The sequence below is a fragment of the Pseudovibrio sp. W64 genome (assembly GCF_001623145.1).
In the GTDB taxonomy this organism is placed as follows: domain Bacteria; phylum Pseudomonadota; class Alphaproteobacteria; order Rhizobiales; family Stappiaceae; genus Pseudovibrio.
Window position 1 is genome coordinate 83,236 of sequence record NZ_LMCI01000009.1, and the last position, 13,541, is coordinate 96,776.

Below are 13,541 nucleotides of genomic sequence, written 5' to 3' on the forward strand. Positions count from 1 at the left end.
CAAAGAACAATAGCCGGCAACGTGGGAGGCAAGCGAGCAAAACATTGCAGGTGGATGGTGTTCAACAAGCGCCTGCACATGGAGAAAAGCTTGCTAGCCAAAAGGGTAATTTCGCCTCCAGGAAGAATGGAGGACCCTATGAAGATATTGATTTTCGCAAGTTGATGCAGAATGGATTGGCGCGTGCCAAGGTAAACCTGCTTTATGTTGGTTTCTTTTCGTTTTGCGCCAGTCTTCTGATCCTGTCTGTTCCAATTTACTTATTTCAGATTTCCGACCGTGTTCTGACGAGCCGGAGTGTTGATACTTTGGTGATGCTGACAGCCATTGTTATCGGGCTTGTGCTTGCACATGTGCTGTTGGATATGTTCCGGCGCTTCATGCTCATGCGGGTTGCTGTTGATGTTGAAACACGCCTTGGTGGGCCTGTTTTGAGTGCAGCGGCGCGAGCGTCTCACAACGGCAGTAGTCAGGAATTTCAGGCTCTTTCCGACCTCCAGCAATTGAGAAGCTTCCTGACTGGTTCAGTTCTTCTAACCATCATGGATGCACCGGTTGCTCCTATATACCTGCTCGTCGTTTATCTGGTTCATCCTCATTTGGGGATGATTGTGACAACGACCATTCTGTTGCTTCTTGTGCTTGCACGGATCAACCAGAAGCTGACGGCTGTGCCATTTGGAAAGGCCAATGCGTTTTCCTCGCGTGCCAATCTGCAAGCTGAGGCAATGGCGAGAAACGCCCAGGTCATGAATGCGATGGGGATGATCCCGGAAGGGGTGATTATCTGGGGTAAGGAGACAGCAGAGTCTTTGAAAGCGCAAATAATGGGACAAGACAGAAATGTCCTGATTTCTGCGATCTCAAAATTCATCCGCCTGTCGACACAGATCACGATGCTGGGATGGGGGGCATGGCTTGCGCTTTCCAATGAAATAACCGGAGGGATGATTATTGCAGCCTCTATTATTGGTGGCCGTGCGTTGGCTCCGGTTGAAGGTATTATTGATGGTTGGAAGAGCTATGTGGGAGCGAAGAGTGCGTATGGCCGTATTCAGAAATTGCTCCATACTTCGCCCCTGAATGTACATCGGTTGCGCCTGCCGAATCCTGCGGGGCGGTTGAGTGTTGAGCGTTTGTTGTTTGTTCCACCGCCCAACAAACGTGTGATCCTAAATGGTATTTCATTTCAGCTTTCTCCTGGTGAATCTTTGGCGGTGGTTGGTGCTTCGGGATCAGGCAAGAGCACGCTTGGGAAGATGTTGGTTGGTTCCCTTATTCCAACGGCGGGCAATGTGCGCCTTGATATGATGGATCTCCGGAATTGGGATAGCCGGCAGCTGGGCGAAAACATTGGGTATTTGCCTCAGGATGTACAGCTTTTCCCGGGCACAATTAAAGAGAACATCGCTCGCATGAACCGTGAAGCCAAAGATGAAGATGTCTTCAAAGCGGCGCAGATGTCGGACATCCATGAGATGGTTTCGCAGTTTTCGCAAGGCTATGAGACGCAAGTTGCTATGGATGGTGCGCCGCTGTCTGGCGGGCAGCGTCAGCGTATTGGATTGGCACGGGCGTTTTATAATAATCCGCGTTTGTTGGTTCTTGATGAGCCTAATTCTAACTTGGATACAATCGGGGAGCAGGCGCTTGCTCAGGCTCTAGAACGTGCAAAGCAAGATGGCATGACTGTTATTGCCATCACGCAACGGCCTGCTTTGCTGCGTTGTGTCGATAAAATCATGATGCTCAAGGATGGGACGGTTGCTGCCTTTGGCAGCCGTGATGAAGTGATGCCATTGATAACTGGTAAGCGACCCGGCATTCCACAACATCAAAATGCGCCGGGGCATAATCTGCCAGCAGCACAACCAGCTGAATAGTTTAAGCTTTTCTTATTTGGTGATTTTTATGTCTACTAGAGCTCTTATACTTGATGGAAGCTGGTATGAGGATGTGCCTCGCACAACTCGCGCGCCCATACTGGCTAGTTTTATCATTATTGCTTTCACATTTGCCGGTTTTGGGTACTGGGCTTCCAGTGCTCCAATGGCAGGGGCTGTCGTCGCCTCAGGATCCTTTGTTGCCACTGGGCAAAACAAGATTATTCAGCACTTTGAAGGTGGGATCATCAAGGAAATCCTTGTGAAAGAAGGGGATGTGGTGGCTGCCGGTGCAGTGCTGGTGAAACTTGATGAGACAGCAGCTAAAGCTAACCTTGAACGCTTGTTGATCCGGCAAGCGCGTCTTCAGGCTATTCAAGCGCGTTTGACGCAAGAGGCCAAAGGCCAGAAGTCATTGGTGCTGCCGACGGAACTCTTAAGCACTGCGCAGGATGCTAAGATCAAGAGTATCATTCTGAACCAGTTGCTGACCTTCAAAGCTCGAACCCGAAAACTTCAGAGTGAAATTGATATTTTTACTCAAGGTATTAATGCACTAAAGGAGAGGATCCAAGGTGGCCAATCGCAGCTTGTCGCTGTGAAGGAGCAGATGGATCTCTTTCAGGAAGAGTTGGATTCCAAACAGAAGATCCTTGGAAAAGGCCTTATCCGGAAATCTGACGTACTTCGCATTCAACGCTCACTGGCCAATCTCAAAGGTGAGGAAGGTCGTATCCTTGCTGAGATTGGAGATGCGACTGAGCGTATCGCCAGAGCAAAGGCGCAAATTGTAAGGGCGGAGAATGAAGCCTCGCAAACCGCCGTTGGGGAGCTTCAGGTCGTTAATGCTGATTTGGATGATGTGAGTGAGCAAATACGTGCAGCGCAAGATGTTCTGCAGCGTGTTGAGATCGTAGCACCAGTTCGCGGGATTGTTGTTCGGATGCGTTATCACACTGCAGGTGGTGTGGTTGAGAGTGGTAAGGATCTAATGGAAATCCTACCTCTGCAGGATGAACTCATTATTGAAGCGTCGATCCAAACCACCGAGATTGACAACGTGAAAGAAGGGCAGAAGGCAATGGTTCGCCTGACGGCTTTGAATCAGCGGATTACACCGATGTTGGACGCAAGGGTCGTATACGTATCAGCTGATGCATTGCGAAGTGAGGATCCGATGAGCGTATCTGCTGACGTTTATAAGGCGCGTGTGAAGCTGGATCGTGAGAAAATTCCGACATACCTCAACTTTAAAGCAACGCCGGGCATGCCAGCGGAGGTGTACATCACAACCAGAGACCGCACCTTCTTTGATTACCTTATGGAGCCTGTTCGTGACAGCATGTCGAGAGCCTTCAGGGAGCCTTGATATTGGTCGAGCTCAATAGCTTGTTGCGTTAAGCTGATTCAACCATATGAGCTTTCTGTAGTGCGATGTTTCTTGCTATCAGGTCCAATGCTCAGCAACTCCTACTAAGAATGATTCAAAGGAGAATGGCGAGCTATACCTGCTTTTTTTATGAGACTCACTTTTGTTACTGCGCTCTTATTTGTTTAATTGTGCAGGTGCACTAGCTTTAAGTGAGTGTATGTGGATCTATATTCACAACTGTTTAGTGCAATTTGAAGAAAATTTTTTATTGTGTTCTCAATGTTTCAGTAACTAATTGGGCAGTCCTTTGATTTACCGTAGAAATCCCTGCAAACTGCCGCATACGTTAGCTTTATTTTGTTGATGAAGGAAACTAAAGCGTCTGTGCACTGGCAGTGGACGACTGATGTATGCCGATAGGTAAATAGAACCACAAGTTTGATACTAGGCATTTAATGATAACTATTTGGCATTTCTTAACACTGTCTCCTTAAGCGAAGATAACCATGGGGTGAATTTGTTCAACTGCTGCGGGTGTTTGTTGCCTTCGGCAGTTAGGCTCGTGGTGGTAGCTGCATGACAACAATCGTTATTGTCGATGACAGGGCAATTAATAGAAGTATTTTTGAAAAGCTTGCTCTCGCTGTAGATGCATCTGTCAAAGTGCACTGTTTTGCTTCGCCGGTTGATGCTCTCGAATATATGGAGAGCAGCGTCCCCGACTTGATTATTACCGACTACAGTATGCCGGAAATGGATGGCGCTGATCTAACGCAAAAGGTGCGTGCGCTTGAGCATTGCAGCGATGTGCCGATTGTCGTCATCACTGTCTTTACGGATCGCTCGTTTAGAATTCGTGCACTGGAGGCGGGCGCAACTGATTTCCTGCAAAGTCCGGTTGACCACAATGAGTTCGTCAGTCGGGCCAGAAATCTGCTTGCTCTGCGAGAAGAGCAAAATGCGGTTAAACGTCATGCTCGCTTTCTTGAACAGGAACTGGTCAACGTAGAGCAGCAGAGCAAAGAAGCGCTCCGGGATTCCCGTGAGCAGCTGGCGCAAGTGATCGATAGTGTTCCGGCTATGATCACGACCAGCACACGAGATGGGCTATGCGCGTTCTCGAATGCGGCTTGGGCGCGCTTTCTGGACTCGACCACGGCAGATCTTGTTGGTGAAGATACTTACGGCAAGTTTGATAAGTTTACCCGTGAGAGAAATCGTCGTTTGGACCGCAAGGTTTTCATTACGGGCAGAGCCTTGCCGCCCTATGAAATTGAACAGCGAAACCATGCTGGTGATATCTTCCATTTTATCGTTACAAAAAGCCCTCTGCTGGACGTTGATGGGAACACAACGCATGTTGTGACGACCGCGACCAATATCTCTGATCGCAAACGTGCAGAAGCGCATTTACTTCATATTGCGCACCATGATGCGTTGACGGGTTTGCCAAACAGAACCATGCTTGGCGAGCGCATTGATGAAGAGATTTTCCAGTGCCGAAACAGCGGTCGTAGCTTTGCGCTGCATTTTATCGACCTGGATCGCTTTAAATCAATCAATGATGCTTTGGGTCATCGTACCGGCGATCGCCTTCTGGAGGTGCTCGCAGAGCGTTTATTGCGCTGTGTAGATGGTTCGGACCTGGTTGCGCGATTGGGTGGTGACGAGTTTGCTATTCTCCAGACTGATTTGAAGAGTTCAGAGGAGGCTCTGCGTTTCGCTCAGCATTTGGTGAGTGTAGTTGAAGAACCGTTCCATATCAGTGGGCGGGAACTTCAGACGAGTGCCAGCGTTGGGATTACCAAATACCCGGAGGATGGCCTTAACAGCGAAGAGTTACTGCGTTGCGCAGATATGGCCATGTACCAATCCAAGGCAGATGGTGGAAACACGTTCCATCTGTTTTCGACGAAGATGGATCACCACGTTAAAGAAACTGTCGCGTTGGAAGCTGAGCTGCGGAATGCGATTGAGCATGATCAGCTGGAACTGTTTTATCAGCCTCAGATTGATTTGCGGACCCAGGAGATTGTTGGTGCTGAAGCGCTGCTGAGATGGAACCGACCAGACTATGGTGTGGTTGCTCCCAACGTCTTTTTGGGAACGGCTGAAGAGGTTGGGCTTATACTGCCAATTGGCGAATGGGTGATCTTTGCGGCTTGTCAGCAGGCAAAGAAGTGGCTCGACTTAGGGGTGGCGACGCCTCGGATTGCCGTGAACATTTCGCCAACACAATTCCGTAAGCAGAACGTGCCACAGCTTTTGAAAGATGCTTTGGTTTCCTGCAGTTTGCCGCCTGATAAGCTTGAGATTGAGATTACAGAGAACATCGTTCTGCATGGCTCAGAAGCAACCGTCCGCGACTTGCGCGAGATCCGCGAGATGGGAATTGCGATTTCGATTGATGATTTTGGGACCGGGTATTCATCCCTCGCATATCTGAGCAGATACTCCGTTGATTGCCTGAAAATTGATCGGTGCTTTACGCGCGATATGATGACGGACCCGAACAACACGGTCATCATCAAGGCTATCGTTGGGTTGGGTAAGAGCCTTGATCTCTCCATCATCGCAGAAGGTGTCGAGACCCGGGAACAGGCTGAATATCTCACAGATGCTGGCTGTGAAATGGCGCAGGGCTATCTGTTTGGCAAGCCTGTACCTGCTGAGGACTTTTTACGTCTCCTGGAAGAGCAAGCAGCGAACTTGCAAGGGAACGGGCAGCAACGAGCGTTGGCTGGGGCGGAGTTTGAACTATGAACGACAACAGAAAAACGAAGCTGCAGTTGCTCCCGTTGAGCGGATTAAAGGATCTTTATAAGCGTATTATTCAGTTGGGCGGCGGTGAAGGCGAAATGTCTCTGAACCGTTTCATGTTCACCTTGCTGATCACGCCTTACCTAGCTTCCAACATCACTTTTGGATCGCATGAAAACTTCCAGACCAATGTCATCATGACCACGTTTGGTGTTGGGTCTCTGGCACTGCTCGCTCATCTGCTCTACTCGCAGAACATCAGTTCGCTTCGGCGCGTTCTGGCGATTTTTCTAGATGTCGGGGCAGTCTCTGCCGGGCTGTATGTGGGAGGGGAATACCTTTCAATCCTGTTTCCTATCTATCTTTGGGTGATCTTCGGTAACGGATTCCGATTTGGGTTGGATTATCTGGCATTGGCGACAATTGCCTCTGTAAGTGGGTTCGCTGTGGTGCTGACGACCCCATACTGGCAAGGTGAGTTCATTCTTGGCTTGGGTTTGCTTGGGTGTCTTGTTGTTGTGCCTCTCTATGCAAGCAAGCTCATCAGATCGATGACCGCAGCACAGCATGCTGCTGAAACCGCTAATAGAGCGAAGACCCAGTTCCTCACCGCTGTCAGTCATGAGTTGCGGACACCGTTGAATGCGATCATTGGCATGGGTGACCTGATCCAGGACACGCAGTTGGATGCTGAGCAGCGGGATATGGCGAAGACCATCAAGTATTCCGGTAGCTCGCTCCTTTCCATGATCAACGGTATTCTTGACTTTAGCCGGATTGAAAGTGGTCGAATGATCGTCAGTCGGACGGTCTTTGACATGAACTCGATCCTGCGTGAGGTGACACAGATTGTGCAGGGGCAAGCGCGTGGTAAAGGCTTGATCATTTCGCGCTACGTGGACAGCAACTTACCTCCGCTCCTCGTGGGTGATGCACGTCATATCCGCGAAGTTTTGCTGAATATTGCCGGCAATGCTGTCAAGTTCACCGAAGAAGGCTCAGTTTCCATTCGCGCAGTTTGCAAGGAAGCAGATGGTGGCGAAATTCGACTGCAGCTGGAAGTTAAAGATACCGGTATTGGCATTTCTAAAGATGCTCAGTCGCGCATTTTTGACCGTTTCACGCAGGCTGATGACAGCATCGTGGATCGATTTGGCGGGACAGGTCTTGGTCTTTCCATTGTGCGCGAAGTTGTCCGCGCGATGGGCGGTGAGGTGTTTGTCACCAGCCAGCCGGGGCAGGGCAGCACCTTTGTCATTGAGCTGAAAGTAGGCCGTGCTGTCAGTGACGAGACAATTCGGCTTGAAGTGGAAGATGGGGCTGTTGCTATTGTCTCCAAACGCAAGGATCTGCGGGATGTTTGCGCTGCTTCTTTGCAGGATTGTGGCATTGAGCATGAGTGTTTTGAGACAGTTGGCAGTGCCTTCAGTGCTTTGCGTCAACAAACGTCCAGTGATGGCGGCAAGATTGTTCTCTTCGTTGGGGAAGATGTTCTGGCAGCGACGTCGGATAGCCTGCACTATGCGCTGAAATCGACTGGTCACCATCACAACGTCAATCTGATTCCAGTTTACTCAGCTGCATCGGAAAAAGAGTGCGAGGACGTTTTCCAGCCAAGTATTGTTTCTTCGATCAAAGTTCCGGTTTCCACGCAAGCGGTTGCCTGGGCTCTAAGGGCCGCAGGTGCGGAAGATGCGAAATCTGGCATGGAGCTTAAGGAAGAGCTACAAGCTTACTTCAGTCGCTATATTGGGCTGAACATTCTTGTTGCTGAAGACAACAAGACCAACCAGCGTGTTATTGAGAAAATTCTGCAAAAGGGCGGCCATACCTGCAAACTCGTCAGCAACGGCGAACTGGCCTTGGATGAGTTGGAAGATAACTCTTACGATCTGGCAATCATGGATATCAATATGCCGGTGCTGAACGGTATTGAGACCATCAAGCTGCATCGTATTACGGAGCTTGGACAGGATCGCCTTCCGATTATTGCGCTGACAGCAGATGCAAGTCGCGCGGCAGCACGAAATGCGCAGGAAGCTGGGGCTGATGCATGTGCCACCAAACCGATCGAGCCGCAAAAGCTTCTGACATTGGTTGATGATGTGATTGCAGAAAGTGGTGTTTACGAAAACATCACCCGCAAGAAGATTGCTAATAGTCAGGTAACGTCAATTTCCGAACATCCTCGGTTTTCCTCTGCAGTTTCCTCTGGGATCGACTATGCAAGCCTGTCGCAACTGAGAACACTTGGTGGTCTGGATTTCGTTATTGCTGTGATTGAAGATTATCTGAAAGACACCGCACAGCTGCATCGCGATATTAAAGCTGCATTTGATGCTCGGGATGCAGAGCTATTTCGGACAAGTGCACATGCGCTTCGTTCTGCTTCAGTCAACCTTGGGGCGACGGAAGTTGCGAAACTGAGTGATGACATGGAGAACTTGCCTGCGCCGCAAATGCCGATCCTGGGTGAAGACATGCTGCGTAAGCTGTCAGGCAAGATAAAGCGTGATCATGAAAACCTGACCAGGTATCTACAGCAGCTCAAGCAGGAAGGAAGTAATCCTATCAACCGCTTGAGCACACTGGATTTTTCTTAGAACCAGTACAACTTTAGAAAGCTTGCTTACGTACAGATGGAGCACCGAGACGATCCTGAGCTTTTGTCAGGCGCTCCATCTTTTTCAAGTCCTGGTCGGACAAAGACAGAGCGGCGTCGACCCAAATCTCGACGACGTCAATCAGTTCTTCATAAGCAACGGGCTGAACGGTACGGCCTGCGCGGTAAATAGCAGAGTGAGCGGTGTGCTTGCGTGCGTTCTTGGTGATGTACTGCTGAACCGCAAACGGTGCTTGACCTTCTTCAACAACTTCATGAACAATTCCCATTTCATGAAGTTCTTCAGCTGAGTAGAGGCGTCCACTCATAAGCATTTTTTCTGCAACACGACCATCGACCATGCGTGACAGGAAGCTGTAAGCACCCATGCCTGGGAACAGATTGAACAGAACCTCCGGCAGGCCGAATTTGGCTTGACGTTCTGCGATGATCACATCGCAAGAGAGTGCGGTTTCAAATCCACCACCTAATGCATCTCCCTGAATCATGCCGATCGTGACGATTGGCAGGTTTGAAGAGATTGCGTTGCGGTAAACAACGTCAATGCAATCAACGGCATACTTGTGAAGCTTCTCACGGTTCTTTTCGCGGATAAGCTGGATGAACAGGTTAAGATCACCACCGAGATTGTAAACGCCTGGAATACGAGAGGCGACGACCTTGAAGTTGATCGGGCACGGATCTGCTGGTTGATAAGTCTCAAAAAGACGCTTCATCACGGCCTGTGACTGTGCGAGTTCGCTCAGCAACTCAGGTGTAAAGCAAGGACGTCCTTCGCTTTTCATATAAAGCCAGAGAGCTTTTGTTGTTTCGTCGAATTCCAGATCAACCCAATTCAACTGAACAGACGCAAATTGCTGTGCAATTGAAACAGCGGCGACATCCACAACTGGATGCGTGCCAGACTTTAAGGATGGCTTTGTTGTTCCAATTAAGGAAGGAAAGTTGGATCTATGCCCCGTTAGATCAGACATCTCAGCCCCTACAAAATTTGCCTATGCGTTACAGTGGTTTTGGCACACCCCAGATCAGTCTATTTTTTGCTTTCGACTGTATTATGTGCAATCAAACATGGTAAATAATATATTAATACCAATATGTATGTCGAGCAAAAAAGTTATTGCACTGCATGAGTGAAGTAGTTACCCAGCGTCATTGTGACTAAAATTTTAGCTTTATTGTTAACCATGAATATTAACTGTTGGACTCTCAAAGCTTATAGATATGATTACTTAAGAGTTGGAGTGGGGGTTCCCAATAGGTAATATGAAACTAAGCTGAGGCTGGTAGTAAACAATTCAGTTATAAGTGGAAATGGATCGCACCTATACAAGCAAAAATAATCATCAGTTTTGGATCTCTCAAATTGTTACTTAAATCAAAGTATAATATTTAAAATATTAGTAATTCATACATTGCGAAAACTAACCAAAATTCGTTTGTTGCTTGTTTAGCGAGTTAGTCAGGCAATTTCATCTGATTGAGAGAGCGTATTTTATCACGTAACCTTAATCTATAAGATCGTTATTTGGACTTTATGAGAATCTCAAGGATCATATAAAAATCAATAAATACAAAGGCTTATTCGTTATTTTTGGGCGAATTCCGGGAAGGCTCTCGTTGAGTATTGCTATCGCGCTTTGCAGTTGCAATTTTCGGGTTTAACTCGTCTTCCTATGGTATTTTGCCTAAAAAAATGGCACTTATACGCCTGATGAATTTTTACCATCATAAGCGTCGATTTTTTTGTACAAAACGTGGAAAACTGCTGAATTGCGCTGATTTTGAGGTGTTAGACAGCAAATCACTTGTCTGGATTAACGTAAAAAATGGTCGTTTTGAGAGCAGCAAAGTGCGGATTTGAGCGTCATTGCTGTGATGGTTTGAGCTTCTCCTCCCAACTTTACGATGTCGATGAGATATGTGTTTGCGACCGTTTGCGTTCATCGGTCAGAAACGGTGAGCGCTTTTGTAAAAGCTGCGTTGAAATGTGAAAACCACGCTCTCTTTCATCCACTCGCGCGTCTTGCTGCATGGTCACATGGAGCGACGTATTTGCTGCAGCATGAACATGGTCGAGCTATGGCACCAATGCTTCGTGCTGAGTGAAATGAGTGATCTTATCCTGAATGCTTGACTGAGCTTGTGAGTGGAGACGAGGAGGCTGGCGGAGCTCCTCATCGATTCTGATGTAGGATAGTGAAGCAGGGAGGAAGCAAGGGCCTTGCTGGTTTTGCTAAACTCCTGAGCCTGCCGGTGCTTGTGGAAAGCAGTATGTATACAATGATAGCACCAAATGCCAGTTACAGCCGTCCCGTGATTCTATTGCTGCGATCGAGTCACCCGCCGACCTATCTCAGCTTCTGACAATCTGGTGAGGGGATAGTAGGGTAACTTTGTAGAGTGTCGTAATACAATATGTCTCAGGTAAGAAGATCAGATTCTGAGAGTTCAAAACTGAAGTGCTGACCTGAGAAATTTTCATAAGAAAGAATAGGCATAGCGTTGTGTTTTGTCTGGGCATATGGTGTGGGGCCTGTTGCATGGAGCGCCGATGTTTTACCTCAGGTTTGTCCTCGCTGTTGTTGCTTTTTCTCCTGCTTTGTTTCTTTTGAGTTGCTCCAGTGACAAGGTGGAAGAGATGCAAGCGCCGTTGAATGATGTGTCGCGGTGGGGAGTTCAGCTGCAGGATATCGAGATCAAGAAAATCCATCAGTCAGATCTCGATCTTGTGGTGATTGATTACTCCAAAGACGGGACTGCACGGGGTCGGTTTTCCAGTTATGAAATTGCCAAGGCCAAGGAAAAACCAGATGGTTCCAGACGTCGTGTGCTTGCTTATCTCAGCATAGGTGAAGCAGAGGATTATCGGGAGTACTGGAAAGATACCTGGCAGGAGACCCCTCCTAAATGGCTGGGTGATGAAAATCTCAATTGGCCCGGTAATTACACCGTCAAATTCTGGCAACCAGAATGGCAAGGCCTCATTATGGCCTATCTCAAGCACATCATTTCTGCTGGTTATGATGGTGTGTATCTGGATGGTGTTGATGTTTTCCAGCGGTATGATGAGGGTGATCAAGCGCAGGCCAGAATGGTGAAGTTTGTCGGGAAAATTTCCAGACTGGCGAAAGCACAGGAGCCCGGCTTCATTATCGTTGCCCAGAACGGGGAAGAGCTGCTTCGGTTTCCTGAATACCGCGATGAGATTGACGGGATCAGCAAGGAAGATTTGCTTTTTGGCGCCTATCAAGATGGAGCCCGTAACAGCCCGCAACTGATTGACTGGAGTTGGGGCTTTCTGGCTGAAGCGCAAAGGGATGGCTTGTCCGTCTTCGTAATCGAGTACCTGAAGGATGGAGACAAGCGTAGGCGCGCGCGCAAGGAACTGGATGAGTTGGGCGTGATTTCTCTCTTTACCCGCAGGCCCTTAGATACGTTGGTCGCCTTCTAACGAAGAGCTTCATACCAGGTGTTGGGCCTAAGGGAGAGGCGCGCCTGAAAGAAGATGTGCTGGTCCAGCTTTCTGAAGGCATTTTGCAATGTTGCCACAGCGAGGAAACTTGCTGTCAGACAGGCGACGAAGTAGCCGAAGCCAAGATATTCCCGAGGAAGATACAAGGTTGCGTAGGTACAACTGGCGTTGAGCAATAAAAACGCGAGCTGCAACAGCATGTTTTCCATGTTTTTGTTGATGAAAATGAGTGTTGTAGAGGCTGCGAAAAACAAGAATTGAAAGAGTACACTGATTGCCGCAATTCGGATTATCGCAGCTTGTCGGTATTCAAAATTCAGAGATTCGACCACCATTGGAGAGAACAGGACAAGCAGTGCGCAGAGGGCTAGCTGAATCAGTGTGATGCGCCCCAATGTATAGATCGCTTCTGTCTTCAGGTTTTCTGATTTCTCGCGGATCTCAACGAGGGTGCCATGTCCCGTGATCGTTTGGATGTACGCTCTGAAGTTTCGAAAAAAGTTGGTTTCAGCCTCAATCAAAAACAGCGCCAAAGGTGGGATAAGCAGTAATTGGGCTATGAATATTGAGCTGTCATAGGCGGGGGCGTGCCGCAGGCCGCTGGGCAGAAGTTGGCCCTCTGTACTTTGCCAGATGATGACTTTGTCGACCCATAGTGCGCTGATGTTGAATATTGCGGCCAATGCGAGGGGCCAATAGCGCTTCATGGCGCCTGCAACATATGTCAGCGTTGTTGTGAAAGCGTAGTGCGATGCGGGGAATGTGAAGAGGATTTCGGTTGAAAGCCAGATAACGCACAACAGGAAACCCAGACTGAAGGCACCAAGCAAATGAAACTCACTGGGACTATATGCTGTGCTGTAGATGATGAGTGCAACTGTGAGAAGTAAGCCTGTTGCAAAGGATAGGCTGACGCTTCTGTAATTTTGCAGGCTTGAGCTGAAGCCGAGGGCAATCCAGAGCAGGCTGGCGATCACGCAGGAAACAATGATGCTTATCACGTCATGAAGTGGAACATTCAGGAGCATTATCAGGATTGGTGCACTGACAATTGTTGTCTGCAGAGCGCAGGCATACAGCGCGCCCAGATAGATTTGTGGGATGAGATGGAATTTTCTGAAATAAATGGCATCTGATGTCATCCTTATGGCGATGATCAAGACGGGTGCGCTTGTGAGAAGCGATAGGCCGAGGATGTAAATCAGTTTTGTTCTGAAGCCGGTGAGTAGCGGTAAGCCCAGTTTCTGTTCTGTGAGAAGTGAGATGAACAGGACACACAGAACGAACACGAGCCAAGGGCCTGCGATGACCATGCTTGCATGGAAGACAGCCCGTACATGAGACGACAAATCACCTTTGTGAGTTAGACGTTGCAGCTCAAAGCCGATGCCTGCCATTCAAAGTCTCCGATACCATGATGTTATCTTT

Annotated in this window: 7 protein-coding genes; 5 read left to right on the forward strand and 2 right to left on the reverse strand. The window is 48.5% G+C overall.

Annotated features, from left to right (window positions below; genetic code table 11):
- The first annotated feature begins 44 nt into the window (after window positions 1–44).
- From PsW64_RS06915 to PsW64_RS06930, 4 genes are all read left to right on the forward strand, one after another.
- The gene (locus PsW64_RS06915; RefSeq protein ID WP_063303221.1) at window positions 45–1,883 is read left to right on the forward strand and encodes a type I secretion system permease/ATPase; all 1,839 of its coding nucleotides are present in this window, start codon (window positions 45–47) and stop codon (window positions 1,881–1,883) included.
- A 28-nt stretch (window positions 1,884–1,911) separates the two neighbouring features.
- Entirely contained in the window at window positions 1,912–3,252 is a 1,341-nt protein-coding gene (locus PsW64_RS06920) for an HlyD family type I secretion periplasmic adaptor subunit (protein ID WP_208980622.1), read from the forward strand.
- Window positions 3,253–3,831: 579 nt separating this feature from the next.
- Window positions 3,832–6,018, forward strand: coding sequence for a GGDEF/EAL domain-containing response regulator (locus PsW64_RS06925; protein ID WP_063294041.1), 2,187 nt, complete (start codon window positions 3,832–3,834; stop codon window positions 6,016–6,018).
- A complete protein-coding gene (locus PsW64_RS06930; protein ID WP_063303171.1) occupies window positions 6,015–8,618 on the forward strand; it encodes a hybrid sensor histidine kinase/response regulator in 2,604 nt (867 codons plus the stop codon). Before PsW64_RS06925 ends, PsW64_RS06930 begins: the two co-directional genes overlap by 4 nt.
- Window positions 8,619–8,631: 13 nt before the next feature.
- Here the strand turns inward: PsW64_RS06930 and PsW64_RS06935 are convergent, their stop codons facing one another.
- Window positions 8,632–9,612 carry a crotonase/enoyl-CoA hydratase family protein gene (locus PsW64_RS06935; protein ID WP_063303172.1) on the reverse strand — a complete coding sequence of 327 codons (981 nt, stop codon included), beginning with the start codon at window positions 9,610–9,612 and terminating at the stop codon, window positions 8,632–8,634.
- 1,580 nt (window positions 9,613–11,192) lie between these two features.
- Between PsW64_RS06935 and PsW64_RS06940 the strand changes: the two genes are divergently transcribed.
- Window positions 11,193–12,092 (forward strand): MJ1477/TM1410 family putative glycoside hydrolase, encoded by a 900-nt coding sequence (locus PsW64_RS06940; RefSeq protein WP_208980623.1) that lies wholly within the window; start codon window positions 11,193–11,195, stop codon window positions 12,090–12,092.
- Here the strand turns inward: PsW64_RS06940 and pelG are convergent.
- Window positions 12,089–13,510 carry an exopolysaccharide Pel transporter PelG gene (gene pelG / locus PsW64_RS06945; protein WP_063303174.1) on the reverse strand — a complete coding sequence of 474 codons (1,422 nt, stop codon included), beginning with the start codon at window positions 13,508–13,510 and terminating at the stop codon, window positions 12,089–12,091. The two genes, PsW64_RS06940 and pelG, sit on opposite strands and share 4 nt — an antisense overlap.
- Between the last annotated feature and the right edge of the window lie 31 nt (window positions 13,511–13,541).